The 26,716-nt window shown below is 60.9% G+C and carries 24 protein-coding genes; 14 read left to right on the forward strand and 10 right to left on the reverse strand.

The window, feature by feature from the left end; genetic code table 11:
* Window positions 1-7 precede the first annotated feature (7 nt).
* Entirely contained in the window at window positions 8-757 is a 750-nt protein-coding gene (locus tag AACY08_RS07865; protein ID WP_339420103.1) for a TerC family protein, read from the reverse strand.
* Between the two features lie 41 nt (window positions 758-798).
* Window positions 799-1,050 carry a hypothetical protein gene (locus AACY08_RS07870; protein ID WP_339468906.1) on the reverse strand — a complete coding sequence of 84 codons (252 nt, stop codon included), beginning with the start codon at window positions 1,048-1,050 and terminating at the stop codon, window positions 799-801.
* A 134-nt stretch (window positions 1,051-1,184) separates the two neighbouring features.
* On the opposite strand from AACY08_RS07870, the gene nhaR reads away from it, so the two are divergent.
* Window positions 1,185-2,087 (forward strand): transcriptional activator NhaR, encoded by a 903-nt coding sequence (gene nhaR / locus AACY08_RS07875; RefSeq protein ID WP_339420099.1) that lies wholly within the window; start codon window positions 1,185-1,187, stop codon window positions 2,085-2,087.
* A 4-nt stretch (window positions 2,088-2,091) separates the two neighbouring features.
* On the opposite strand, the gene AACY08_RS07880 is transcribed toward nhaR, so the two are convergent.
* Window positions 2,092-3,249, reverse strand: coding sequence for an MFS transporter (locus AACY08_RS07880; RefSeq protein WP_339468907.1), 1,158 nt, complete (start codon window positions 3,247-3,249; stop codon window positions 2,092-2,094).
* 239 nt (window positions 3,250-3,488) lie between these two features.
* On the opposite strand from AACY08_RS07880, the gene sstT reads away from it, so the two are divergent.
* Window positions 3,489-4,709: a serine/threonine transporter SstT gene (gene sstT, locus AACY08_RS07885; RefSeq protein WP_339468908.1), complete on the forward strand. Its 1,221-nt coding sequence runs from the start codon at window positions 3,489-3,491 to the stop codon at window positions 4,707-4,709.
* Between the two features lie 63 nt (window positions 4,710-4,772).
* On the opposite strand, the gene AACY08_RS07890 is transcribed toward sstT, so the two are convergent.
* A complete protein-coding gene (locus tag AACY08_RS07890) occupies window positions 4,773-5,282 on the reverse strand; it encodes a DUF1993 domain-containing protein (protein ID WP_339468910.1) in 510 nt (169 codons plus the stop codon).
* 115 nt (window positions 5,283-5,397) lie between these two features.
* Here AACY08_RS07890 and AACY08_RS07895 point away from each other — a divergent pair, with 115 nt between their 5' ends.
* The gene (locus tag AACY08_RS07895; RefSeq protein ID WP_339420092.1) at window positions 5,398-6,045 is read left to right on the forward strand and encodes a YceH family protein; all 648 of its coding nucleotides are present in this window, start codon (window positions 5,398-5,400) and stop codon (window positions 6,043-6,045) included.
* A gap of 34 nt (window positions 6,046-6,079) precedes the next feature.
* Here the strand turns inward: AACY08_RS07895 and AACY08_RS07900 are convergent, their stop codons facing one another.
* Window positions 6,080-6,886, reverse strand: coding sequence for a sulfite exporter TauE/SafE family protein (locus AACY08_RS07900; RefSeq protein ID WP_339468911.1), 807 nt, complete (start codon window positions 6,884-6,886; stop codon window positions 6,080-6,082).
* Window positions 6,887-8,131: an NAD(P)/FAD-dependent oxidoreductase gene (locus AACY08_RS07905; protein WP_339436221.1), complete on the reverse strand. Its 1,245-nt coding sequence runs from the start codon at window positions 8,129-8,131 to the stop codon at window positions 6,887-6,889.
* Window positions 8,132-8,299: 168 nt separating this feature from the next.
* Here AACY08_RS07905 and AACY08_RS07910 point away from each other — a divergent pair, with 168 nt between their 5' ends.
* Entirely contained in the window at window positions 8,300-9,163 is an 864-nt protein-coding gene (locus tag AACY08_RS07910; RefSeq protein WP_339420086.1) for an MBL fold metallo-hydrolase, read from the forward strand.
* 67 nt (window positions 9,164-9,230) lie between these two features.
* Here AACY08_RS07910 and bkdR read toward each other — a convergent pair whose 3' ends face one another.
* Complete coding sequence (gene bkdR / locus AACY08_RS07915) at window positions 9,231-9,719, reverse strand: Bkd operon transcriptional regulator BkdR (RefSeq protein ID WP_049709031.1); 489 nt, start codon at window positions 9,717-9,719, stop codon at window positions 9,231-9,233.
* A 195-nt stretch (window positions 9,720-9,914) separates the two neighbouring features.
* Here bkdR and AACY08_RS07920 point away from each other — a divergent pair, with 195 nt between their 5' ends.
* The 5 genes from AACY08_RS07920 to AACY08_RS07940 all read left to right on the forward strand — a co-directional run bounded on the left by AACY08_RS07920 (window position 9,915) and on the right by AACY08_RS07940 (window position 16,070).
* Window positions 9,915-11,150: a 3-methyl-2-oxobutanoate dehydrogenase (2-methylpropanoyl-transferring) subunit alpha gene (locus AACY08_RS07920; protein ID WP_339420084.1), complete on the forward strand. Its 1,236-nt coding sequence runs from the start codon at window positions 9,915-9,917 to the stop codon at window positions 11,148-11,150.
* 1 nt (window position 11,151) lies between these two features.
* Complete coding sequence (locus AACY08_RS07925; protein ID WP_049709033.1) at window positions 11,152-12,210, forward strand: alpha-ketoacid dehydrogenase subunit beta; 1,059 nt, start codon at window positions 11,152-11,154, stop codon at window positions 12,208-12,210.
* Window positions 12,211-13,470 carry a dihydrolipoamide acetyltransferase family protein gene (locus AACY08_RS07930; protein ID WP_339420082.1) on the forward strand — a complete coding sequence of 420 codons (1,260 nt, stop codon included), beginning with the start codon at window positions 12,211-12,213 and terminating at the stop codon, window positions 13,468-13,470. It abuts the gene before it with no gap.
* Between the two features lie 3 nt (window positions 13,471-13,473).
* On the forward strand, window positions 13,474-14,853 hold the full coding sequence (lpdA, locus tag AACY08_RS07935; protein WP_339468913.1) for a dihydrolipoyl dehydrogenase: 1,380 nt from the start codon (window positions 13,474-13,476) through the stop codon (window positions 14,851-14,853).
* A gap of 197 nt (window positions 14,854-15,050) precedes the next feature.
* On the forward strand, window positions 15,051-16,070 hold the full coding sequence (locus AACY08_RS07940; protein ID WP_339468915.1) for a branched-chain amino acid aminotransferase: 1,020 nt from the start codon (window positions 15,051-15,053) through the stop codon (window positions 16,068-16,070).
* An 83-nt stretch (window positions 16,071-16,153) separates the two neighbouring features.
* Here AACY08_RS07940 and AACY08_RS07945 read toward each other — a convergent pair whose 3' ends face one another.
* Window positions 16,154-17,047: a GNAT family acetyltransferase gene (locus tag AACY08_RS07945; RefSeq protein ID WP_339468916.1), complete on the reverse strand. Its 894-nt coding sequence runs from the start codon at window positions 17,045-17,047 to the stop codon at window positions 16,154-16,156.
* Window positions 17,048-17,314: 267 nt separating this feature from the next.
* Between AACY08_RS07945 and AACY08_RS07950 the strand changes: the two genes are divergently transcribed.
* A complete protein-coding gene (locus tag AACY08_RS07950; RefSeq protein ID WP_339468917.1) occupies window positions 17,315-18,361 on the forward strand; it encodes an ornithine cyclodeaminase in 1,047 nt (348 codons plus the stop codon).
* A gap of 121 nt (window positions 18,362-18,482) precedes the next feature.
* Window positions 18,483-18,980: an Lrp/AsnC family transcriptional regulator gene (locus AACY08_RS07955; RefSeq protein ID WP_016974875.1), complete on the forward strand. Its 498-nt coding sequence runs from the start codon at window positions 18,483-18,485 to the stop codon at window positions 18,978-18,980.
* 11 nt (window positions 18,981-18,991) lie between these two features.
* Here AACY08_RS07955 and AACY08_RS07960 read toward each other — a convergent pair whose 3' ends face one another.
* Both AACY08_RS07960 and AACY08_RS07965 read right to left on the reverse strand, forming a co-directional pair.
* Window positions 18,992-20,275: a Zn-dependent hydrolase gene (locus AACY08_RS07960; RefSeq protein WP_339468918.1), complete on the reverse strand. Its 1,284-nt coding sequence runs from the start codon at window positions 20,273-20,275 to the stop codon at window positions 18,992-18,994.
* Window positions 20,276-20,357: 82 nt separating this feature from the next.
* Window positions 20,358-21,845 (reverse strand): NCS1 family nucleobase:cation symporter-1, encoded by a 1,488-nt coding sequence (locus AACY08_RS07965; RefSeq protein ID WP_339468919.1) that lies wholly within the window; start codon window positions 21,843-21,845, stop codon window positions 20,358-20,360.
* 591 nt (window positions 21,846-22,436) lie between these two features.
* Here AACY08_RS07965 and hydA point away from each other — a divergent pair.
* From hydA to preA, 3 genes are all read left to right on the forward strand, one after another.
* A complete protein-coding gene (gene hydA, locus AACY08_RS07970) occupies window positions 22,437-23,876 on the forward strand; it encodes a dihydropyrimidinase (RefSeq protein ID WP_339468921.1) in 1,440 nt (479 codons plus the stop codon).
* A gap of 78 nt (window positions 23,877-23,954) precedes the next feature.
* Window positions 23,955-25,322, forward strand: coding sequence for an NAD(P)-dependent oxidoreductase (locus AACY08_RS07975; protein WP_339468923.1), 1,368 nt, complete (start codon window positions 23,955-23,957; stop codon window positions 25,320-25,322).
* Entirely contained in the window at window positions 25,322-26,596 is a 1,275-nt protein-coding gene (preA, locus tag AACY08_RS07980) for an NAD-dependent dihydropyrimidine dehydrogenase subunit PreA (protein WP_339420064.1), read from the forward strand. The genes AACY08_RS07975 and preA overlap by 1 nt, the downstream gene beginning before the upstream one ends.
* Window positions 26,597-26,716 lie beyond the last annotated feature (120 nt).

A 26,716-nucleotide genomic window follows, 5' to 3' on the forward strand; every position in this document is an offset into this window, starting at 1 on the left:
TCAGCCGTTACTGCCGGGCCGCCAGCAAACGCTTGTGGCGGTTGCGCCTGGCAATGTTCAGACATTCGATGGCCGCGGAGAACGCCATGGCCGCGTAAACGTAGCCTTTAGGCACATGGGCACCAAAGCCTTCGGCGATCAGGGTCATACCGATCATGATCAGGAAGCCCAGGGCCAACATCACCACGGTCGGGTTGTCATTGATGAACTTGGCCAACGGTTCGGCCGCCACCAGCATCACGATCACCGAGGTCACCACGGCAATGATCATGATCGGCAAGTGCTCGGTCATGCCCACGGCGGTGATGATGCTGTCGATGGAGAACACCAGGTCAAGCAACAGGATCTGCCCGATGGCCGCGGCGAAACCGATGGCTACCGTATTGCCGACGCTGGCCTTCTCTTCGGGCTCGGGGTCCATGCTGTGATGGATCTCGGTGGTCGCCTTCCACACCAGGAACAGGCCACCGGCGATCAGGATCATGTCCTTCCACGAGAACCCCTGGCCGAGTACTTCGAATACCGGCGTGGTCAGTTGCACGATAAACGCGATGGTGCTCAACAGGCCAAGGCGCAATATCAACGCCATGCTGATACCAATGCGCCGTGCCTTGGCCCGATGCTTCTGCGGCAGCTTGTTGGTGAGGATCGAGATAAAGATCAGGTTATCGATGCCGAGCACGATTTCCATGACGATCAAGGTGGCCAGGGCAACCCAGGCGGTGGGGCTGGCAGCCAGCTGTAACAGGTAATCCATAGGTCAGTCCTGACGTTGTACGGGAAATTAAGCGCGGGCAGTTAGGCTTCTTTACTGTTCGATTCTGATGCTTTCTCTTCCTGATCATCCTTCTGCTGCGGGGTGATCAGGCCGTTTGTCGCTTCACTCAATGCCTGTTCGGCGGCTTTGTGGGTGTCATCGATCGCTTGCTTGGCCGACTCGGTAGCCTTGCCCAACACTTGCTGGGCGCTTTTTTCGACCTGATCGCAACCGCTGATCACTACCAATGAAAGCGCAAGCAACGATGCCGCGCCCAGAGAATTGAGTTTCATGACGTATTCCTCGTTAGAACCATTGGGTCCAAATAGTGGCCCCGCGATAGCGAGGCATTCTATGCAGGAGAACAGTTCAGGAAAATTCGTATTTTCCCCGCGTATACTTCGCTTTTTACGAAGTGATGGCCGCCATGCTCAATTACCGACAACTGCACTACTTCTGGGTGGTGGCCAAGACTGGCAGCATCGTGCGCGCCTGTGAGCAGCTTAACCTCACGCCCCAGACCATCAGCGGGCAGATCAGCCTGCTTGAGCAGACCTTTGGTGTCGCGCTGTTTCAGCGCGTCGGTCGCCAGTTGGAGCTGACTGAAGCCGGGCGCCAGGCTTTGCCGTATGCCGAGCAGATGTTCCAGACCGGTAATGAATTGGAAGCCATGCTGCGCGCACAACCCGACGAACAACAGATCCAGTTTCGCGTCGGGGTGGCGGACGTGGTGCCCAAATCCATCGTCTACCGGCTGATCGCGCCGACCATGGAGCTGAGCGAGCCGATCCGCATCACGTGCCGCGAGGACAAACTCGAACGCCTGCTGGCTGACCTGGCGATCCAGCGCCTGGACCTGGTGATTTCCGACAGCCCCATGCCGACGCACCTGGATATCAAAGGCTACAGCCAGAAGCTGGGAGAATGTGGCATCAGTTTTTTCGCCACCCAAGCCTTGGCTGACAGATATAGCGGCGACTTCCCACACTGCCTGCATGGCGCACCACTATTGATTCCGGGTGCGGAAACCGTCGTGCGCAGCCGTTTGCAGCGCTGGTTTGCCGAGCAACAGATTCAACCACGGATCATCGGTGAATTCGATGACAGCGCCTTGATGCAGGCGTTTGGCCAGTCCGGCAGCGGCATCTTCATCGCCCCCAGCGTGATCGCCGATGAGGTGGTGCGCCAGTACGGCGTTGCACTGATTGGCCAGACCGTCGCGGTGACCGAGTCCTTCTACGCGATCTCGGTGGAACGCAAGGTCAAGCACCCCGGCATCGTGGCGATTACCGAAGGTGCTCGGCGGGAGTTGTTTACCCCCCCGTCCTGACGGATCAGGCGTTGGAGGCGACCGGTTGCTTGGCGGTCATCAGCCACAATGCCAGCAGGATCGACAGCAGGATAAACCCGGACGCCGCAAAACCCAGGCTGCCCAGGCCGAGTGTGTCGATCACATGGCCGCCGACCAGCGCCCCAAGGCCGATCCCCAGATTGGCCCCGGCAATATTCAGCGACGCAGCAAACGCAGGCGCATGGGGGGCGGCTTTCATCAGTCGTACATGGCTGACCAGGAACATCGCCGCCTGGGTCACGCCCCACACCGCCATCGCCGCCGCCAGGCCGACGGTGGAGTGAATCGCCGGCACCAGTGCCACCATGCCGGCGATCATGAAGCCGCAGAACAGCATGGACGCGATCAACGGATGGCGATCCACCGCGCGCCCACCCAACGAATTGCCAATCAAACCGACCGCGCCAAAGCCCATCAAGCACCAGCCCACCAACGTGCCATCGAACCCGGCCAGGCGCTCAAGGATGTCTGCCAGGTAGGTGTAAGCGGTGAACATGCCGCTGAACACCAGGATGGACAGCAGGATATGGCCCTGCATCAGCGGGTTGCGCAGGATCTTGAATTGCGAGCGCAACGTCACTTCATCGTGCTTCGGCGCCGTCACTGGCAGGTAGATAAACAACAACAAGGCCTTGGCCACCGCCACCACCGCAAGAATGGCAAACGCGCTGCGCCAGCCGAACATGTCGGAAATCAGCGTGCCCACCGGAATGCCGAACACCGTAGCGCAGACGATACCGAAGCCAATCTTCTCGATGGCGCGCCCAGCGAACTCGGGGCCGACGATGTCCACCGCCGTTTCGCTGGCGAGCGCCCAGAACACCGGCAAACCCAGCGCCGGAATCAACCGCGCCACCGCCATCACCCAGATGTTCGGTGCCAGTGCCGCCACGGTATTGGCCACGCCAAACATGATCAAAATGCTGATAAACAGCCGCTTGCGTGGGAAACGCGCGCAATAGGCCGTCAGAAACGGGCCGAACGCCGCCACGGTGAACGCAAACAACGTCACCAGCAGCCCGGCCTGGGACACGCTGACATTCAGGTCGCGGGCGATGGACGGCAATAGGCCGACGATGACGAATTCTGTGGTCAGCACAGTAAAGCCAGCGGCCGACAGGAGCAGAATGGGAAACAGCATGAAAACTCCAGAAACAACGACATCAACGACAACCCGGAGGGCTCGCTGAAGGATAGGAAACGTGAGAGGCCGGAATCTTAACAGAGTCTGTCGGGCTGGGCGAAAACCGAAGAACGCGGGTGACGGAATGCCGCACCGACAGGGACATTTCCTACAGCATGCTAGACTCCGCGCCTGCTTCCTACACCCTCCCTGCTTGCAATGCTGCGCCCCACTAAAAAAACTAGAGACAACTGCTTATGACTGCTGCCCCTTCCCTCCTGCAACGACTAGCGCGCGTCAGCCTGGTCACGCAAATCGTCATTGGCCTGATCGCGGGCATTCTGCTGGCCTTGCTGCTGCCCGAGGCGGCGAAAGCCACCGGGTTTATCGGCAAGATGTTCGTCGCGGCGCTCAAGGCTGTGGCACCGATCCTGGTGTTTGTGCTGGTGATGGCGTCGATCGCCAACCACAAGCATGGCCAGGAAACCCATATCAAACCGATCCTGTTCCTGTACCTGCTGGGCACGTTTGCCGCTGCAGTGGTGGCCGTGATCGCCAGCACACTGTTCCCCTCGCCACTGGTACTCGCCACCCACGATGCGACGCTCAGTGCCCCAGGTGGTATTGGCGAGGTGTTGCAAGGCTTGTTGCTAAGTGTGGTGGACAACCCGATCAGCGCACTGATGAATGCCAACTTTATCGGCATCCTGGCCTGGGCCATCGGCATGGGCATTGCCATTCGCCATGCGGGCGAAACCACCCGCACGGTGCTGGATGACTTGTCCAACGGGGTCACGCTGATTGTGCGCGTAGTGATCCGCTTTGCGCCGCTGGGCATTTTCGGCCTGGTGGCCTCGACCCTGGCCACTTCCGGTTTTGGCGCCCTGCTCGGTTATGCCCACCTGCTGGTGGTGCTGATCGGCTGCATGCTGTTTGTGGCGCTGGTGATCAACCCGGCCATCGTGTTCTGGAAACTGCGTCGCAACCCTTACCCGCTGGTGCTGCTGTGCCTGCGTGAAAGCGGGATCACCGCGTTCTTCACCCGCAGCTCCGCAGCGAATATCCCGGTCAACCTGGCGTTGAGCAAGCGCCTGGGCCTGCATGAAGACACTTACTCGGTGTCGATCCCGCTCGGTGCCACCATCAACATGGCCGGTGCCGCGACCACCATCACCGTGCTGACCCTGGCCGCCGTGCACACCTTGGGCATTGCCGTCGACCTGCCTACCGCGGTGCTGCTCAGCGTGGTTGCAGCCGTCTGCGCCTGCGGCGCATCCGGGGTCGCGGGCGGTTCGCTGCTGTTGATCCCGCTGGCGTGCAGCCTGTTTGGCATTCCCAGTGAAATCGCGATGCAGGTAGTGGCCGTAGGCTTCATCATCGGCGTGCTGCAGGATTCGGCGGAAACAGCGCTCAACTCCTCTACCGACGTGCTGTTCACCGCAGCTGCATGCCTGGGCAAAGAAGAACAACCGGCTTAAACGCCGCGCATAAAAAAACCGGGGCGGTTCTTGAATGAACCGCCCCGGTTTTTTTATGGGTGTTTAGAACGCGCCCATGTAGTCGCGCTTGCCCACGTCCACACCGTTATGACGCAGCAAAGCGTAAGCGGTGGTGACGTGGAAGAAGAACTGCGGCAGGCCGTAGGTCAGCAGGTAGGACTGGCCGCTGAAGCGCTTCTCTTTAGGCGTGCCTGGGCGAGTGATGATCTCGATGCCTTCCTTGCCGTCGATTTGCTCAGGCTTAAGGGTGTCGACAAACGCCAGGACCTTGGCGATCAGCGCTTGCAGGTCGGCGAAGGTGACTTCGGTATCTTCATATTTCGGCACTTCGATCTCGGCCAGGCGTGCGGACACGCCCTTGGCGAAGTCGACGGCGATCTGCACCTGGCGCACCAGTTGGAACATGTCCGGGAACAGGCGCGCTTGCAGCAAGGCGTTCGGCTCGATGTTGTTGGCGGTGGCGTGGGCTTCGGCTTTGGTCAGCACGCCGCTCAGGGCGGTGAGCATTTGCTTGAAGACTGGGATGGAAGCGGCGTACAGGGAAATAGTCATGGCAGTCTCGCAGTAATGGCAGGATTGGAACCAGCGGCGATTATAGCCATGCCCATCGCTTGTCTTTTATTTTTTCAGGATTAGGCTAGGCAGCTCACTGCATAGGGAAAGCGCGATGACCGCCGAGCACGACACCGACACCCCTGAGCCGCGCCTGAACAGCACGGAAATCCGCGTTTTGGGCTGCCTGATCGAAAAACAGGCGACCAACCCGGAAACCTATCCCCTGACCCTCAATGCCCTGGTCCTGGCCTGTAACCAGAAGACCAGCCGCGAGCCGGTGATGAACCTGAGCCAGGGCCAGGTCGGCCAAAGCCTGCGCGCGCTGGAAGGCCAAGGTTTTACCCGCCTGGTGATGGGCAGCCGCGCCGACCGCTGGGAGCATCGCGTGGACAAGGCGCTGGAATTGGTGCCGGCGCAGGTGATCCTGACCGGGCTGCTGTTTTTGCGCGGGCCGCAGACCGTCAATGAACTGCTGACCCGCAGCGGGCGCATGCATGATTTCGAAGATGCCGAACAGGTGGTGCATCAACTTGAGCGCCTGATTGCGCGAGGGCTGGCGGTGTTGGTGCCGCGTCAGGCGGGCCAGCGCGAAGATCGCTACACCCATGCGCTGGGTGATCCGGCCGATATCGAATTGATACTCGCGGCGCGTGGCAGTCCGGTGGAGCGCGGGGCTGGGGTTTCGGTAGACCGCCTTGAAGAACTTGAAGCGCGGATCGCGGCGCTTGAAGAGCGGCTGGCTCAGTTGGAACAGGGCTGACGGCATCCTTGTGGCGAGTTCCCTCGCCACCGTTTCAGATCAAGGCGTTAAATAGCATGCCTGCGGCCACCAATACGCACAGGCTGGCAAACCCGACCTGCAAGGCGCGCGCAGGGATTACCGAACACAGGCGTCGACCCGCCAACATGCCGACGATGCTTGCGCCGATAAATACCCAGCCCACCGGCTCGATGCGCACCCCCGCATGAAACGCGCCAGCAACACCGACCAGCGAGAGCAGGCTGATCACCATCAGAGAGGTGGCGACAATTCCGCGCATCTGCACATCGGTCAGTTGCTTGAACGCCGGCACGATGAGGAAGCCGCCGCCCACGCCGAGCAAGCCCGATACAGCCCCTGTCACCGCGCCGAGGGCGGCCAGGGTCGCGCTGCATTTGGCGGTCCAGGCGAAGCGCCCGGTCTGCTGGTTGAGCATGCAGTTCTTCTGGCCCCAGGAGGCGGTGCCATGGTCACTCGGCCCGGCGTCGCACTTTTCGCGCTGCAACATGCGCCAGGCCACCAGCAGCATCAACGCGCTGAACAGGCCCATCAACACCGCTTCCGGCAACTGGTGGGCGAGAAACACCCCCACTGGCGAAAAAAGCGCGCCAAGCAAGGCGATCAGCAACGCGGCGCGGTAGCGCACCAAGCCATGGCGCAAACCGTCGATCGCCCCCACCGCGGCCGCCGCGCCGACGGCAAGCAGCGACACCGGCGCAGCCTGGGTCATGCTCATGCCCAAGCCCAGCACCAGCGCCGGCACGCCAAGGATGCCGCCGCCCGCGCCCGTCAGGCCCATGACCAAGCCCATCAATAATCCCAACACACTGGCCAGCAGCATTCAGTCCACCTTGCTCAGACGGGTCAGCCACTCGCGGCCCTTGAGCATGCCGTTCCAGTAGAACCACGGCAGCAAGGTGGCCTTGAGGAACCACATCGAACGTCGGGCCTGGGTCGGGTCGAGGGGGAAGGTTGGCAGCAACTTGCCGCCGTAGCCGAACTCGGCGAGCACCACCTTGCCCTTCTCCACCGTCAACGGGCACGAACCGTAACCGTCGTACTTGAGCGGCAGCGCCGCCTGCTTGCGCAGGGCCAGCAGATTCTCGGCGACCACCACGATCTGCTTGCGCACGGCGGCGGCGGTCTTGGCGTTGGTGGTGCCACATACATCACCCAGGCCGAAGATGTGCGGGTAGCGCAGGTGTTGCAGGCTATGGGGGTTCACTTCGCACCAGCCGGCAGCGTCAGCCAATGGACTTTGGCTGATGAAATCCGGGGACACCTGCGGTGGGACCACGTGCAGCAAGTCGAAGGATTTTTCTTCAACGCTGACACTGCCTTCGGCGTCTTTCACTTCGAACCAGGCCTTGCGGGCCGGGCCGTCGACTTTCACCAGGTTGGCGTTGAACGCCAGGCGGGCGTTGTATTTTTCCACGTACTTCATCAACGGTGGCACAAAGGTCGCCACACCAAACAGTGCTGCACCGGCCAGGTTGAATTCAACGTCGATGTTTTTCAGAGTGCCCTGTTTTAGCCAGTGATCGCAGGATAGGTACATGGCCTTTTGCGGCGCACCCGCGCATTTGATCGGCATGGCCGGCTGGGTGAAGATCGCCTTGCCGCCCTTGAGTTGCTGCACCAACTGCCAGGTATAGGCAGCGTGCTCGTAGCTGTAGTTGGACGTCACGCCATGCTGGCCGAGGGTGTCCTGCAGCCCTTCGACTTTTTCCCAGGCCAGGCGCAGGCCGGGGCAGACGATCAGGTTGTTCCAGCTGACGCGCTGGCCGCTGTCGAGGACCAGGGTTTGCTCGTCCGGCAGCAGTTCGGTGACGGCGGCTTGCACCCAGGTGACGCCATTGGGCAGTACGTCGGCCAGTGGCCGGCGGGTCTTTTTGACGTCGTATGCGCCGCCGCCGACCAACGTCCAGGCAGGCTGGTAGCAATGGTATTCACTCGGTTCGATCAGGGTGATATTCAGTTGGGGGTCGCGCTTGAGCAGGCTGGCCACCAGGCCGATGCCCGCCGAGCCGCCGCCGATGACGACGATATCGCCACTGATGGTAGGGCCCCAGTGTTGTTCGGTCATGGTCTATCGCCTTTTATCGTCAATGCACACAAGGGGCGTTGCCGTATGGCGTCACGTCCCGTTACAGGTCGATCCTTTGCCTCGGACCGTTTTTTTCCCTTAAGCTCGCAAGCCTATGTGGAAAACATCTCGAATGTAAGCCGCAATCCGCTACCAAGGACCGCCGCCATGCCCGCTTTGATTCAAGCCTTTCTGGATGAGGCATCGTCGACCTACACCTATGTCCTACATGAAGCAGATGATGGCCCCTGTGCCATCGTCGACTCGGTGCTCAATTACGACCCGGCCTCCGGGCGCACCGACACACGCCAGGCCGACAAAGTCATCGCCTATGTGCGTGAACATCGCTTGCAGGTGCAGTGGCTGCTGGAAACCCATGCCCATGCCGATCACCTGTCCGCCGCGCCGTACTTGCGCCGCACGCTGGGCGGCAAGATCGCCATCGGTCAGTCCATCAGCAAAGTGCAGGGCGTGTTCAAGAACCTGTTCAACCTCGAGCCGGAGTTTCGTGCCGACGGCTCGCAGTTCGATCACTTGTTTGCGCCGGATGAGGTGTTTCACATCGGCAACATCAAGGCCCAAGCCCTGCATGTGCCCGGTCATACCCCTGCGGACATGGCCTATTTGATCGACGACCGGTTGATCCTGGTGGGTGACACGTTGTTCATGCCGGATGTGGGCACGGCGCGTTGTGATTTTCCCGGTGGGGATGCGCGGCAACTGTATGCGTCGATGCGCAAGTTGCTGGCCTTTCCTTTGGAGACTCAATTGTACGTATGCCATGACTACCCGCCTGAGGGGCGTGAGGCGAAATGCCTGACGACCGTGGCTGAGCAGCGCGCGGGTAACATTCATGTGCATGACGGGGTGGATGAGGCGGCATTTGTAGAGATGCGTACAACGCGCGATGCGGGGCTGGGGATGCCGACGTTGCTGTTGCCGGCGATCCAGGTGAACGTGCGAGCGGGAAATATGCCGCCGGCAGAGAGCAATGGGGTGACTTACCTGAAGATCCCACTCAATCAACTTTGAAACGTTTAACCCTGTGGGCGCTGGCTTGCCTGCTCCCACATTTGGCCCGCGGTGATTCAGTTAATTATCAGCCGCCCAGGTTGATGCCGTTGGCGGGCAGCGGCAGTGCGGTTTTGTAACGCACTTGCTTGAGGGCGAAGCTGGAGCGGATGTTGGCGACGCCTGGCACTTTGGTCAGGAAGTCCATCATGAAGCGTTCCAGTGACTGGATCGTCGGTACCAGCACGCGAATCAGGTAGTCCGGGTCGCCGGCCATCAGGTAGCACTCCATCACTTCCGGACGGTCGGCGATCGCACCTTCGAACTGTTGCAACGCCAGCTCATTCTGTTTTTCCAGGCTCACGTGGATGAACACGTTGACGTGCAGCCCCAGCAGGTCGGCGTCCAGCAAGGTCACCTGGTCGCGAATCAAGCCCAATTCTTCCATCGCCTTCACCCGGTTGAAACACGGCGTGGGCGACAGGTTGACTGAGCGGGCCAGGTCGGCGTTGGTGATGCGGGCGTTCTCCTGCAAAGCGTTGAGAATGCCGATATCAGTACGATCCAGTTTGCGCATGAGACAAAATCACCTGTTTATTATGGTTATGCAGTTTTTTTATCCGCAAATGATCCCGAGCGCAATGAAACACAGATAAATATTCTTCTACGCCCCGCCTATGATTGTTGTAGGACAAGATTTCTCCTACCCGGAGACTGACTGTCAGCTAGCGCGCCCACTACAAGAAATTCACAAGATAGAGCGTAGAAAGCCATGACCCAGCAGTATGAACCACTGCGCCTGCACGTCCCTGAACCCTCGGGCCGCCCAGGCTGCAAGACCGACTTTACCTACCTGCGCCTGACCGACGCGGGCCTGGTGCGAAAACCCGCCATCGACGTAGAACCTGCCGACACCGCCGACCTTGCCAAAGGCCTGATACGCGTGCTCGACGACCAGGGCCAGGCCCTGGGCCCGTGGGCTGAAGGTGTCCCCGTCGAGATCTTGCGCAAAGGCATGCGTGCCATGCTCAAGACGCGGATCTTCGACAACCGCATGGTGGTCGCCCAGCGTCAGAAAAAAATGTCTTTCTACATGCAAAGCCTTGGCGAAGAAGCCATCGGCAGCGCCCAGGCCCTGGCCTTGAACATCGACGACATGTGCTTCCCCACCTACCGCCAGCAAAGCATCCTGATGGCGCGCGAGGTGCCGCTGGTCGACCTGATCTGCCAACTGCTGTCCAACAAGCGTGACCCGCTCAAGGGCCGCCAGTTGCCGATCATGTATTCGGTAAAAGACGCCGGCTTCTTCACCATTTCCGGCAACCTCGCCACCCAATTCGTCCAAGGCGTGGGCTGGGGCATGGCCTCGGCGATCAAGGGCGATACCAAGATCGCCTCCGCCTGGATCGGCGACGGTGCCACCGCCGAGTCCGACTTCCACACTGCCCTCACCTTCGCCCACGTGTACCGCGCGCCGGTGATTCTCAACGTGGTGAATAACCAGTGGGCCATCTCCACCTTCCAGGCCATTGCCGGCGGTGAAGCCACAACGTTCGCCGGACGCGGCGTGGGTTGCGGTATCGCCTCCCTGCGCGTGGACGGTAACGACTTCATCGCGGTGTACGCCGCCTCCGCCTGGGCCGCCGAGCGTGCGCGCCGCAACCTCGGGCCGACGCTGATCGAGTGGGTCACCTACCGCGCGGGGCCGCACTCCACCTCTGATGATCCGTCGAAATACCGCCCAGCCGATGACTGGAGCCACTTCCCACTGGGCGACCCGATTGCCCGCCTCAAGCAGCACCTGATCCGCATTGGCCAGTGGTCCGAAGAGGAACACGCGGCGGTCAGTGCCGAACTTGAGGCCGAAGTGGTCAAGGCGCAGAAAGAAGCCGAACAGCACGGCACCCTCGCCGGCGGCCAGATTCCAAGCGCCGCGACCATGTTCGAAGACGTCTACAAAGAGATGCCGGAGCACTTGAAGCGCCAGCGTCAAGCGTTGGGGATCTGACATGAACGATCACAACAACAGTATTGAAGTGGAAACCGCCATGACCACCACAACCATGACCATGATCCAGGCGCTGCGCTCGGCCATGGACGTGATGCTTGAACGTGATAACAACGTGGTGGTTTTCGGCCAGGACGTGGGCTATTTCGGCGGCGTATTCCGTTGCACCGAAGGCTTGCAGACCAAATACGGCAGCTCGCGCGTGTTTGACGCGCCGATCTCCGAAAGCGGCATTATCGGCGTGGCGGTGGGCATGGGTGCCTACGGCCTGCGCCCGGTCGCCGAGATCCAGTTCGCCGACTATGTCTACCCCGCCACCGACCAGATCATCTCCGAAGCCGCGCGTCTGCGTTATCGCTCGGCCGGCCAGTTCACCGCACCGTTGACCATGCGCATGCCGTGTGGCGGTGGTATCTACGGGGGGCAGACCCACAGCCAAAGTATCGAAGCGGTGTTCACCCAAGTCTGCGGGTTGCGCACGGTCATGCCGTCCAACCCGTATGACGCCAAGGGTTTGTTGATCGCCTCCATCGAAAACGATGACCCGGTGATCTTCCTTGAGCCAAAACGCCTGTACAACGGCCCGTTCGATGGCCATCACGACCGCCCGGTAACCCCGTGGTCGAAACACCCGCAAGCGCAAGTCCCGGACGGTTATTACACCGTGCCGCTGGACGTGGCCGCCATCGTGCGTCCCGGTTCGGCCGTCACCGTGCTGACCTACGGCACCACTGTGTATGTGTCGCAAGTCGCCGCCGAAGAAACCGGCATCGACGCCGAAGTCATCGACCTGCGCAGCCTATGGCCACTGGACCTGGAAACCATCGTCAAGTCGGTGAAAAAAACCGGCCGTTGTGTGGTGGTGCACGAAGCCACCCGCACCTGCGGCTTTGGCGCCGAGCTGGTAGCGCTGGTTCAGGAGCATTGCTTCCACCATCTGGAAGCGCCGATCGAACGCGTGACCGGTTGGGACACCCCCTACCCGCACGCGCAGGAGTGGGCGTATTTCCCTGGACCGTCCCGCGTGGGCGCGGCGTTGAAACGGGTCATGGAGGTCTGAATGGGCACGCACGTTATCAAGATGCCGGACATCGGCGAAGGCATCGCAGAAGTTGAATTGTCGGTTTGGCACGTGAAGGTCGGCGACATGGTCGTCGAAGACCAGGTGCTGGCGGATGTGATGACCGACAAGGCGATGGTGGATATCCCCTCGCCGGTGCATGGCAAGGTGATTTCCCTCGGCGGCGAGCCAGGCGAAGTCATGGCCGTGGGCAGTATCTTGATCAGTATTGAAGTGGAAGGTGCCGGCAACGCCAAGGAAGCGCCCGCCGCGAAGGAAGCGCCGAAGGCCGCCCCTGTGGTGGAGGCCAAGCCTGCGCCGGTGGCGGTTGAGAGCAAACCTGCGCCGGTGATCGCGGCCCAGGCGCCTGTTGCACGTGAAGCCGACGAACGTCCGCTGGCCTCCCCGGCTGTGCGCAAACACGCATTGGACGCCGGGATTCAGCTGCGCCTGGTCCAGGGCTCTGGCCCGGCGGGCCGGATTCTGCACGAAGACTTGGAGGCTTACTTGCTCCAGAGTCCGACGCAAAATAAAAACGCAGCCAACCCCTACGCCGAACGCAACGTCGAAGAACAGATCCCGGTGATCGGCATGCGCCGCAAGATCGCCCAGCGCATGCAGGACGCCACCCGGCGCGCCGCGCATTTCAGCTATGTGGAAGAGATCGACGTCACCGCCCTCGACGAGCTGCGTGTGCACCTCAACGAGAAACACGGCGCCACGCGCGGCAAGCTGACGTTGCTGCCATTCATCGTGCGCGCCATGGTTGTGGCCCTGCGTGACTTCCCGCAGATCAATGCGCGATACGACGACGAAGCCCAGGTCATCACCCGCCTCGGCGCGGTGCATGTGGGCGTCGCCACCCAGAGCGACGTCGGCTTAATGGTGCCGGTGGTACGTCACGCCGAAGCCCGCAGCCTGTGGGGCAATGCCGAGGAAATCGCACGCCTGGCCACCGCCGCGCGCAATGGCAAGGCCAGCCGCGATGAGCTGTCAGGTTCCACCATCACGTTGACCAGCCTGGGTGCACTCGGCGGCATTGTCAGCACGCCGGTCTTGAACCTGCCAGAAGTGGCCATCGTTGGCGTCAATCGCATCGTCGAACGGCCAATGGTGATCAAGGGCCAGATCGTGGTGCGCAAGATGATGAACCTCTCCAGCTCCTTCGATCACCGCGTGGTCGACGGCATGGACGCGGCGCAATTCATCCAGGCCATTCGCGGCCTGCTCGAACAACCCGCCAGCCTGTTTCTGGAGTAAGGCATGTCTCAGACGTTGAATACCACGCTGCTGATTATCGGCGGCGGCCCTGGCGGTTATGTGGCAGCGATTCGCGCCGGCCAACTGGGCATCCAGACCCTCCTGGTGGAAGGCCAGGCGCTCGGCGGCACATGCCTGAATATCGGTTGCATTCCGTCCAAGGCCTTGATCCACGTGGCCGAGCAATTCCAGCAAACCATCCACCACAGCCAGAACTCGAAACTGGGCATTGAAGTGGATGTGCCGACCCTGGACATCCGCAAAAGCGTGGAATGGAAAGACGGCATCGTCGACCGCCTGACCACGGGCGTCGCTGCGCTGTTGAAGAAACACAAGGTGCAAGTGATCCACGGCTGGGCCAAGGTGGTGGACGGCAAAACCGTCGACGTCGGCGACCAGCGCATTCAGTGCGAACACCTGTTGCTGGCCACCGGTTCGAAAAGCGTCAACTTGCCGATGCTGCCGATTGGCGGGCCGATCATCTCCTCCACCGAAGCCCTGGCACCGACACGCGTGCCCAAGCGGCTGATCGTGGTAGGTGGGGGTTATATCGGGCTGGAGCTGGGCATTGCCTACCGCAAGCTCGGCGCCGAGGTCAGTGTGGTCGAGGCCCAGGACCGCATCCTGCCAGCCTATGACGCCGAGCTGACCCAACCCGTGAATGAATCCCTCAAGCAACTGGGGGTGAAGCTGTACCTCAAGCACAGCGTCACCGGTTTTGCGGACAACTGCCTGCAAGTGCGCGATCAGAATGGCGACACGTTGTCGCTGGAAACGGACCAAGTGCTGGTCGCCGTGGGCCGCAAACCCAATACCCAGGGCTGGAACCTCGAAGCGCTGAACCTGGACATGAACGGTGCGGCGATCAAGATCGACAAGCACTGCCAGACCAGCATGCGCAACGTATGGGCCATCGGCGACCTGAGCGGCGAACCGATGCTTGCACACCGCGCCATGGCTCAGGGCGAAATGGTGGCCGAACTGATCAGCGGTAAATCCCGCGAATTCAACCCGGCCGCGATCCCGGCGGTGTGCTTTACCGACCCGGAACTGGTGGTGGTCGGCAAGACCCCAGACGAGGCCACGGCTGCCGGCCTGGACTGCATCGTGTCGAGCTTCCCGTTCGCCGCCAATGGCCGGGCCATGACCCTGGAGTCGAAAACCGGCTTTGTGCGCGTCGTTGCACGCCGTGACAATCACCTGATCGTCGGCTGGCAAGCGGTTGGCGCTGGCGTCTCGGAACTGTCCACCGCGTTCGGCCTGAGCCTGGAAATGGGCGCACGCCTGGAAGACGTTGCCGGCACCATCCACGCTCACCCGACCCTCGGCGAAGCCGTCCAGGAAGCCGCTTTAAGGGCCCTGGGCCACGCCCTACACCTGTAATTCTGATGCAATTCCCCTGTGGGAGCGGGCTTGCTCGCGAATGCGGTGGATCAGTCACAGGCGCACTGACTGACACTCTGCATTCGCGAGCAAGCCCGCTCCCACATAAAGCAAGAATGAAGTATTGTTGCGCCCATCCAGAAAAAAACCGACAAGCCTGCCTCTGACCAGGCGGTTGACCAGAGATAGAGGGTGTCATGGGTAACGAAAGCATCAATTGGGACAAGCTGGGTTTTGACTACATCAAGACCGACAAGCGGTTTCTCCAGGTCTGGAAAAACGACGAATGGCAAGAAGGCACCCTGACCGACGACAACGTGCTGCACATCAGCGAGGGCTCCACCGCCCTGCACTACGGTCAGCAATGCTTCGAAGGCCTCAAGGCCTACCGCTGCAAGGACGGCTCGATCAACCTGTTCCGCCCGGACCAGAACGCCGCCCGAATGCAGCGCAGCTGCGCCCGTCTGCTGATGCCGCATGTGCCGACCGACGTGTTCATCGACGCCTGCAAACAAGTGGTCAAGGCCAACGAGCGGTTCATCCCGCCGTACGGCAGTGGCGGCGCGCTGTACCTGCGCCCATTCGTGATCGGCACCGGTGACAACATCGGCGTACGTACCGCACCGGAGTTCATCTTCTCGGTGTTCGCGATCCCGGTCGGCGCCTACTTCAAAGGCGGCCTGGTGCCACACAACTTCCAGATCTCCACTTTCGACCGCGCCGCGCCACAAGGCACCGGTGCTGCCAAAGTGGGTGGCAACTACGCCGCCAGCCTGATGCCAGGTTCGGAAGCGAAAAAAGCCGGTTTCGCCGATGCGATCTACCTGGACCCGATGACTCACTCGAAAATCGAAGAAGTCGGCTCGGCCAACTTCTTCGGGATCACCCACGACAACCAGTTCATCACGCCGAAGTCGCCTTCGGTGCTGCCGGGCATCACCCGCCTGTCGCTGATCGAACTGGCCCAGACCCGCCTGGGCCTGAAAGTGGTCGAGGGCGAAGTGTTCATCGACAAGCTGGACCAGTTCAAGGAAGCCGGCGCCTGCGGTACGGCAGCGGTCATCTCGCCAATCGGCGGCATCCAGTACAACGGCAAGCTGCATGTGTTCCACAGCGAAACCGAAGTCGGCCCGATCACCCAGAAGCTCTACAAAGAGCTGACCGGCGTACAGACCGGCGAAGTCGAAGCCCCAGAAGGCTGGATCGTCAAAGTCTAACCAGAACACCCGCAACACCGGCAACACCACAAAACCAATGTGGGAGTGGGCTTGCTCGCTCCCACATTGGATCTCCAGTGTTCTTAAGATTGAGCCGGAATATTCCCCGCAATCTTCTTCCCCATACTTATTCTCGGCTCCACCCCATACCCCAGCGCCTCATAAAACCCCACCACCGCATCATTCCCCCCGGTGATCTGCAGGTTGATCTTCATACAACCCAAGGCAGTCAACGCCTGTTCCGCATGCCTCACCAGCGAGGAACCCAGGCCATGCCGGCGATAATCTGCGTGCACCGCCACCGAATACAGCCACCCACGATGCCCGTCATACCCGGCAAGCACCGTACCGATCACGACCTTTTTATCCGTCGCGACGAAAAAAAGCCCATCGTTGACCGCCAGCTTCTTATCGATCGCGAGCCTCGGCAGGTTATGCGCCGTCTCGTAACCAAAAGCCTCCTGCCACAACGCAACCACCTGCGCGCGATGCTGACGGTCGCGATACGGGCCTATGGGATGCCGGGACAGCAGCGCCTTTTCCATCACCAACGTACGCTCGTTGCCATGGTAAACATCGCGCACGGTGTAAAACCCCAGTTTGGTATAGAACGGCTCGGCGGTCAGCGATGACGGCACACTCAGTACCGTGACCCCGGCCTCACGGGCGCGCAGTTCGATCTCGATCATCAATAGCCGGCCAATGCCCTGCCCTTGCAGCGCCGGATTGACGAACACCGAACGCACGACATTGGCGTCCAGGGCCGCCGTGGCAACGATCACCTGATCCTTGATCGCCACCAGCACCACCCGGCGCGTGAGCAGCGCCAGCACGGCCTCCGGGGTAAAGTTGGTCGCAACCCGCGCAATCACATCCGCCGGGTAATCCCGTGCATTGCTGCTGTGCAAAGCCGCCAGGATGACCTGGCTGATCCCCTCGGCATCGGCGGGTTGGGCAAGACGTACTGCGGTCGACATGATTCCTCCTGACTGGCGGCGCTAGACCTGACACCACAATACCAATGCAGGCGCAAGCCAGCTCCCCCATTTCGATCACATCTCACTTTCACAGCCGATTCGGCTGACGGACCGCACTTTTCAGCTTTCCCGGCTGAGCCATCCCTGCGTTTCAGCCGGGAAAATCCGCAGATAACTCACACAATAACCCGACTGCACCTGCCTGCCGTGCCGCCTCACGCGCAGCAGAAAACGTTGGACGTACCCTCGAATAACAAGGAGCCTCACATGACCCGCTACATCGACGTCAACGACCTCTGCTACCTGGTCTCGCAAAAAAGCCTGCCCACCTGCATCACCGAGATGGCCGAGTACATCCGCGCCGACTACCTGCGCTGGCAGGACTTCGAAAAATGCGCGCGCCTGGCCAACCACTCACCGGATGGCGTGATCGAACTGATGCCGGTATCCGACGCGTCGCTGTATGCCTTCAAGTACGTCAATGGCCACCCGAAGAACACCCTGGCCGGCATGCTCACCGTGATGGCTTTTGGCGCGCTGGGCGATGTCGACACAGGCAAACCGGTGCTGCTGGCGGAAATGACCCTGACTACCGCGATTCGCACTGCCGCCACCTCGGCCCTGGTCGCCCGCTACCTGGCCCGCGACAACAGCCGCAGCATGGCGCTGATCGGCAACGGCTCGCAGAGTGAATTCCAGGCCCTGGCCTTCCATGCCATGCTTGGCATCAATGAGATCCGCCTGTTCGATATCGATGCCAAGGCCACCGCCAAACTGGCGGCCAACCTCAAGGCGTTCCCGGCGATCAAGGTGATCCTGGCCAGCAGCGTGGCCGACGCCGTGAAAGGTGCGGACATCGTCACCACCGTCACCGCCGACAAGGCCTATGCCACTATCCTCACCGATGACATGATCGAACCCGGCATGCACCTTAACGCGGTCGGTGGCGACTGCCCCGGCAAGACCGAGTTGGACCGACGTATCGTCGAGCGCGCCCGGGTGATCGTCGAGTACGAACCGCAAAGCCGCATCGAAGGTGAAATCCAGCACATGCCGGACAATTCGCCGGTGACCGAACTCTGGCAAGTAATCAACGGCCAGCAGCCCGGCCGCGAAAACGCGCGCCAAGTGACCCTGTTCGATTCGGTGGGTTTTGCCATCGAAGATTACTCGGCCCTGCGCTACGTGTTGGACGTGGCCAAGGCGCTGGACGTGGGCAGCGACCTGGCGCTGGTGCCGGACCTGGCGGATCCGAAAGACCTGTTCGCACGCCTGGCGCAGCAGCCGCGCGCGCAGCAGAAAAAGCGCGCCTGAGGCGTGCTGCAAGCCCTCGACCGCATACAGACGTTGACGCAGGAAGGCCGTACCATGTGACGGGTCAGGCAAACGCGAGGCGTTTGCCGCCATTTTTTCTCAACCGTTTGAAGTGAAAACCATGGATACCAAGGCCAACGGCCCCCATTCTTCCCCTGCGCTGGACCGCATCGATGAAGCCATCATCGAAGTGCTGCGGCACCAGGGGCGTATCACCTACGAAAAGCTCTCGTCGCTGGTGCACCTCACGCCCCGGCCCTGCCTGGAGCGGGTGCGCAAGCTGGAGCGACGCGGGGTGATCCGTGGGTATGGGGCGATCATTGATGTGCAGATGGTTTCACCAGGCCTGTCGTTGCTGGTGTTGGTGGCCTTGTCCAACCAGAGCGGGCGTTCGGCGCAGAAAGCCTTCGAAGCCTGTGTGAAGGCCTGCCCGCAGGTGTTCGAGTGCCAGCTGATCAGCGGCCCGTTTGACTACAGCCTGCGCATGCGCTGCCGAGACATGGAGCATTACCGGGTACTGACCGAGACCTGGTTGAACAATGACGAGTTGCACATTGATAAATTGGTGGCGCATCCGGAGTTGGCGGTGGTGAAAAACACCGCCACCGAATTGGCCTGAGCGGGCGCCATTCAGGCCGCCAGTTTGCCGCTGGCGATGGCCGCCGACGCGGCCACCATCGCCCTTAGCAGCACCGCACACCCCGCCGCCAAGTCATCCGGTGCGGCGTTTTCGATTTCGTTATGGCTGATGCCGCCTTCACAGGGCACAAAAATCATCCCCGCCGGGCCCAGTTCGGCAACAAAGATCGCGTCATGCCCTGCCCCGCTGACGATGTCCATGTTCGACAACCCCAGCCCATTCGCGGCATCACGCACAGCGTCCACGCAGCCCTTGTCGAAATACAGGGGTGGAAAATCTGCCGTAGGTTCCATCTCGAAACTCAAACCGTGCTTGGCGCAAGTTTCATCGATCACTTTGCGTACTTCGGCAATCATCGAGTCCAGCCGCACCGGCTCCAGGTGACGGAAGTCCAGGGTCATGCGCACTTCCCCCGGAATGACGTTGCGCGAACCGGGGTAAGCCTGCAGGCAGCCAACGGTGCCGCACGCATGCGGTTGATGCCCAAGCGCCGCCGCATTGACCGCCGCCACCACCGCCGCCGCGCCCACCAGGGCATCCTTGCGCAGGTGCATCGGCGTCGGTCCCGCGTGCGCTTCAACGCCGCGTAGTTTCAGGTCAAACCACTTTTGCCCAAGGGCACCCAGCACCACGCCAATGGTCTTTTTCTCGTCTTCAAGAATCGGCCCCTGTTCGATATGCGCCTCGAAATAGGCGCCTACCTTGTGCCCACTGACCGGCCGCGAACCCGCATAGCCAATCGCGTTCAGCGCGTCGCCCACGCTGACGCCGTCCACGTCCACCTTGGCCAGGGTGTCCGCCAGGGTGAATTTCTCGGCAAACACGCCCGAGCCCATCATGCAGGGCGCAAAGCGCGAGCCCTCTTCGTTGGTCCACACCACCACTTCCAACGGCGCCTCGGTTTCCACTTTGAGGTCATTGAGCGTACGCAGCACCTCCACCCCCGCCAGCACACCGAAGCAACCGTCGAACTTACCGCCGGTGGGCTGGGTGTCGATATGGCTGCCAGTCATAACTGGCGGCAGGTTGGGGTTGCGCCCCGGGCGACGGGCGAAGATGTTGCCGATGCCGTCGACGGTCACAGTGCAACCCGCCTCTTCACACCACTGCACAAACAAGTCGCGGGCCTTGCGATCAAGGTCGGTGAGCGCCAGGCGACACACACCGCCCTTGGGGGTGGCGCCGAGTCTGGCCAGGTCCATCAACGACTGCCACAGGCGGTCGCGGTTGATGTGCTGATGGGTGGATTGCAGAACGTCGAGGGCAGCGTTCATGGGGATCTCCTCAGGCTATATTCTTATGAACTGACTCGGTCAACTGTGGGAGCTGGCTTGCCTGCTCCCACATTGACCGTGTTTATAAAGGCAATTTGGCGGTGGCCGGGCTGACACCACGCCGGGCATTCAGGCCGTAATACAACAACCCACCCAGCGCCGATCCGGTAAACCAGCCGTAGCTGTAGAACCAGCTGAATGCATCACTGCCCAGCGACAGCAGGGTCATCACCACCGGCACGCCAAACGCGATAAACCCGCTCCAGTTCCACGCCGGGTACACGTCGTCGCGGTACAGACCTGCGAGATCAAGCTGTTGTTTGCGGGTGATGAAGTAGTCCACCACCATGATCCCGGCGATCGGTCCCAGCAGGCTTGAATAACCCAGCAACCAATTGGAGTAGACGGTTTCCAGGCTTACATCGGAAACGATCAGCCCGAGCTTCTTCAGCAGTTCATGCCCCATCAACGCCAACCCGACCAGACCGGTGAGCATCACGGCGGTGGTGCGGTTGATCAGCTTGGGCGCGATGTTCTGAAAGTCATTGGTGGGCGAAACAATATTCGCGGCGGTGTTGGTGGACAACGTCGCGACGATGATCAGCGCCATCGCCACGGCGACCCACACCGGGCTCTGGATATGGCCGATCAGGGTCACCGGGTCGGACACGCTCACACCCACCAGTTTTACCGACGCGGCGGTCATGATCACACCAAGAGAGGCGAACAGGAACATGGTCAGCGGCAGGCCGAAGATCTGCCCGAGAATCTGGTCTTTCTGGCTTTTGGCGTAACGGCTGAAGTCCGGAATATTCAGCGACAATGTCGCCCAGAAACCCACCATCGCCGTGAGGCCGGCCATGAAGTAACCGGTGAGGCTCGCACCTTCGGGGCGCTTGGGTGGAATCGCCATCAACTCGCTGATCGACACATTAGGCATCGCCCACACCAGCAGACCAATCCCCACTGCCACCAGCAGCGGTGCCGACAGGGTTTCCAAGCGTTTGATCGACTCGGCGCCGCGCAGTACCACCCATAGATTCAGCGTCCAGAAAATCATGAACCCGATCACCTCGCCGGTGCCGCCAAGGGACTTCCAGCCCTCGAAAATCGAGCCCAGGAACAGGTGAATCGCCAGCCCGCCAAACATCGTCTGGATACCAAACCAGCCGCACGCCACCAGCGCCCGGATCAGGCACGGCACGTTCGAACCAAGAATGCCAAACGACGAACGCAACAACACCGGAAACGGTATGCCGTACTTGGTGCCAGGGAAGGCGTTGAGGGTCAACGGGATCAGCACCACGATATTGGCCAGCAGGATCGCCACCAGCGCTTCACCCACCGACAACCCGAAATACGCGGTGAGCACCCCGCCCAGCGTATAGGTGGGCACGCAGATCGACATGCCGACCCACAACGCGGTGATGTGCCACTTGTTCCAAGTGCGTTCGTGCACCTTGGACGGTGCCATGTCGTGGTTGTAGCGAGGGCTGTCGAGGACGTCGGGGCCGGCGTCTAATTCGTACAGGCCGTTGCGTTCAATGACTTGCGATCTGTTCTGTTGCATGGCCGCTCCACGGTTTTTTCGAATTATTTTTGCTCATCCAACGCTGTGCGCTGGATGGCCGGAGTACCTCGTAAACAACATGACATCACGGGCCCGGCCAGCCGCCACTGCACTCAATATCCGTGCCGACACCCCACCTTGAACCCGCACCGCTTATATAACGTGCTGATGTTTATCAGCTTTCCGATTTATCCCGCGGTACTTGCCGCACTGCTCAGGCTAAACAATACGAAAGTTGTCAGAACCCTCAGGACTCAATCTGGTGCAACACAATTATTTTTATTTCCCTCCCCCGTCAAGAGGCATGTCTCAAGCGCCTGATTTGCAATAAGAAATTTTGCTCAATTTATGAACCTGTCAAGTGCGTCAAAATGGTGAGTGAACGCTACATTTTGGTGATTTTTATATTTTATCTATATAAATCAATAGGTTAATAATTGAATAAGCTTATAAAAAATCTTCTTGCCCAATCGAAAAACTCGGGCTAGTTTCTATTCCTGTCACTGATGACAGGAATTAACCCGCCATCGGTAAGCAGCATTACAACACTTAGAGCTGGCACAAGCCGGTCAAGCCTGTGAGGAACTCGACATGTCGCTGTTGATCCGTGGCGCCACCGTTATTACCCATGATGAAAGTTACCGCGCCGATGTTTTATGCGCAGGCGGTCTCATTCGGGCCATTGGCACGAATCTGGATATTCCCGCCGGCACTGGAACACTCGACGGCAGCGGCCAATTCTTGATGCCCGGCGGCATCGACCCCCATACCCATATGCAATTGCCCTTCATGGGGACCGTGGCCAGTGAAGACTTTTTCAGTGGCACGGCAGCAGGCCTGGCGGGGGGCACCACGTCGATCATCGACTTTGTGATTCCCAACCCGCAGCAACCCTTGATGGAAGCGTTTCACCTGTGGCGGGGCTGGGCGGAAAAATCCGCGTCCGACTACGGTTTCCACGTCGCGATCACCTGGTGGAGCGAGCAGGTGCGCGAGGAAATGGCCGAACTGGTCAGCCACCACGGCATCAACAGCTTCAAGCACTTCATGGCCTACAAGAACGCGATCATGGCGGCAGATGACACCCTGGTCGCCAGCTTCGAACGCTGCCTGGAACTGGGCGCGGTGCCCACGGTGCATGCTGAGAACGGCGAGTTGGTGTATCACCTGCAACGCAAGCTGATGGCCCAGGGCATCACCGGCCCGGAAGCGCACCCGCTGTCGCGCCCGTCGCAGGTAGAGGGCGAAGCGGCCAGCCGCGCCATTCGCATCGCCGAAACCATCGGCACGCCGTTATACCTGGTGCACGTGTCCACCAAGGAAGCGCTGGATGAAATCACCTACGCCCGCAGCAAAGGCCAACCGGTCTATGGCGAAGTACTCGCCGGCCACTTGCTGCTGGATGACAGCGTCTACCAGCACCCTGACTGGCAGACCGCCGCCGGCTACGTGATGAGCCCACCCTTCCGCCCGCGCGGGCATCAGGAAGCGCTGTGGCATGGTTTGCAGTCCGGCAACCTGCACACCACCGCGACCGACCACTGCTGCTTCTGCGCCGAGCAAAAAGCCGCTGGCCGTGACGACTTCAGCAAGATCCCCAATGGCACTGCCGGGATCGAAGACCGCATGGCGTTGCTGTGGGATGAAGGGGTCAACACCGGGCGCCTGTCGATGCAGGAGTTCGTTGCGCTGACCTCCACCAATACCGCGAAGATCTTCAACCTTTATCCGCGCAAAGGCGCGATCCGCGTGGGGGCCGATGCTGATCTGGTGCTGTGGGACCCCGAGGGTACACGGACCATTTCCGCCAAGACTCACCACCAGAAAGTCGACTTCAACATCTTCGAAGGCAAAACCGTGCGCGGCGTGCCGAGCCATACCATCAGCCAGGGCAAGCTGGTCTGGGCCGATGGCGACCTGCGTGCCGAACGCGGTGCCGGACGGTATGTGGAGCGGCCGGCGTATCCGGCGGTGTTTGAGCAGTTGAGCAAGCGGGCGGCGTATTCCAAGCCAGTCGCTGTGAACCGCTGATATCGCATTCGCGAGCACAGGCACCAAAAAACCAATGCCCATCAGAGGCAGCACCTCAATAACCGTGAGGCCAACACCGTGATCCAGACCCTGACCCACCTCCCCCATCCCGCTGAGGATGGACCCACGCTCGCCAGCCATTTCACCGACCTGGCGCCGCCGCTCAACGCCCGCCAGGCCCAACTGGAAGCCTCGCGCTGCCTGTATTGCTACGACGCACCGTGCGTGAACGCATGCCCCAGCGAAATCGACATTCCGTCGTTCATCCGCAACATCCACACCGAAAACGTGCAAGGCGCCGCGCAGAAGATCCTCTCGGCCAATATCCTTGGCGGCAGTTGCGCTCGGGTGTGTCCCACCGAGATCCTCTGCCAGCAAGCTTGCGTGCGTAACAACGCCGAAGAATGCGCCCCGGTGCTGATCGGCTTGCTGCAACGTTATGCAATCGACAATGCACACTTCAGCGAACACCCCTTCCACCGCGCCGCGCCTACCGGCAAGCGCATCGCCGTGGTCGGCGCCGGGCCGGCAGGCTTGGCCTGTGCCCACCGCAGCGCCTTGCACGGCCATGACGTGGTGATTTTCGAAGCACGGGAAAAAGCCGGTGGCCTGAATGAATACGGGATCGCCAAGTACAAACTGGTGGATGACTTCGCGCAGAAGGAACTGGATTTCCTCCTGCAGATTGGCGGCATCGAGATCCGCCACGGCCAGCGCCTGGGCGACAACCTGACCTTGAGCGACCTGCACCAGCAATTCGACTCAGTCTTCCTCGGCCTCGGGCTGGCCGCCAGTAAACAGCTCGGTTTAGCCCACGAGGACGCTCCCGGCCTGCTCGCCGCCACCGACTACATCCGCGAGCTGCGCCAAGCCGACGACCTGACCCAACTGCCCCTGGCCGACCGCTGCATCGTGCTCGGTGCCGGCAACACCGCCATCGACATGGCCGTGCAAATGGCCCGCCTCGGTGCTCGTGATGTGAACCTCGTTTACCGTCGAGGGTTGGCAGATATGGGCGCCACCCACCACGAACAGGACATCGCCAAAGCCAACCAGGTCCGCCTGCTGACCTGGGCCCAGCCTGAAGAAGTGCTGCTGGATGAGCAGGGCCACGTGCGCGGCATGCGCTTCCAGCGCACGCGCCTGGAAAACGGGCGCCTGCACCCCACCGGCGAAACCTTCGAGCTGGCCGCCGATGCAATCTTCAAGGCCATCGGCCAAGGGTTTGACAGCGAGGCGCTGCACGATCCGCTGGCCCAGCAACTGCAGCGTGTCGGTGAAAGAATCTTCGTCGATGAACAGCTGCGCACCAGCATTCCCGGCGTATACGCCGGCGGCGATTGCGTCAGCCTTGGCGAGGACCTCACCGTGCAGGCAGTGCAACACGGCAAGCTGGCCGCTGAAGCCATGCACGCCCAACTCATGCTGAATGTGGAGGCAGCGTAATGGCAGATCTCTCGATTGTGTTCGCCGGTATCAAAGCCCCCAACCCGTTCTGGCTGGCCTCCGCGCCGCCCACCGACAAGGCCTACAACGTGGTCCGTGCGTTTGAAGCCGGCTGGGGCGGCGTGGTGTGGAAAACCCTGGGCGAAGACCCGGCGGCGGTCAACGTGTCGTCACGCTACTCGGCGCACTACGGTGCCAACCGTGAAGTGCTGGGCATCAATAACATCGAGCTGATCACTGACCGCTCGCTGGAGATCAACCTGCGGGAAATCACCCAGGTGAAAAAGGACTGGCCCGACCGCGCGTTGATCGTGTCGCTGATGGTGCCGTGCGTTGAGGAATCCTGGAAAAACATCCTGCCGCGGGTGGAAGCCACCGGTTGCGACGGTATCGAGCTGAACTTCGGCTGCCCCCATGGCATGCCCGAGCGCGGCATGGGTGCGGCGGTCGGCCAAGTGCCGGAGTATGTGGAGCAGGTCACGCGTTGGTGCAAGACGTATTGCTCGCTGCCGGTGATCGTCAAGCTCACGCCGAATATCACCGACATTCGCGTGGCCGCGCGCGCGGCGTATCGCGGTGGCGCGGATGCGGTGTCGCTGATCAATACCATCAATTCCATCACCAGCGTCGACCTGGAACGCATGGTCGCGCTCCCGGTGGTTGGCACACAAAGCACCCACGGCGGTTACTGCGGTTCGGCGGTTAAGCCGATTGCGCTGAACATGGTCGCCGAAATCGCCCGTGACCCGCAGACACAGGGCCTGCCGATCTGTGGCATTGGCGGCATCGGCAACTGGCGCGACGCGGCGGAATTCGTTGCCCTTGGCTGTGGCGCGGTGCAGGTGTGCACGGCGGCAATGCTGCACGGGTTTCGGATTGTGGAAGAGATGAAGGACGGGCTGTCGCGGTGGATGGACAGTCAGGGTTACGCCAGCCTGCAGGAATTTTCCGGGCGCGCGGTGGGCAATACGACGGATTGGAAGTACCTGGACATCAACTACCAGGTGATTGCGAAGATCGATCAGCAAGCTTGTATTGGCTGCGGGCGTTGCCATATTGCCTGTGAGGACACGTCGCACCAGGCGATTGCCAGTTTGAAATTGGCGGATGGCACGCATAAGTACGAAGTGATCGATGATGAATGTGTGGGCTGCAATTTGTGCCAGATCACCTGCCCGGTGGCCGACTGCATCGAGATGGTGCCGATCGACTCGGGCAAGCCGTATTTGAACTGGACGCAAGATCCGAGGAATCCCTATCGAGAGGCTGTGTAGCGCTCTAGATCGCTATCGCAGGCAAGCCAGCTCCCACATTCGACTGCATTCCTTCAGGAACAATGCGCTCAACGGTGGGAGCTGGCTTGCCTGCGATGGCGGCCTCTGGCTGACCATGCG

The organism is Pseudomonas sp. EL_65y_Pfl1_R83 (genome assembly GCF_963970695.1).
GTDB lineage: Bacteria > Pseudomonadota > Gammaproteobacteria > Pseudomonadales > Pseudomonadaceae > Aquipseudomonas > Aquipseudomonas tritici.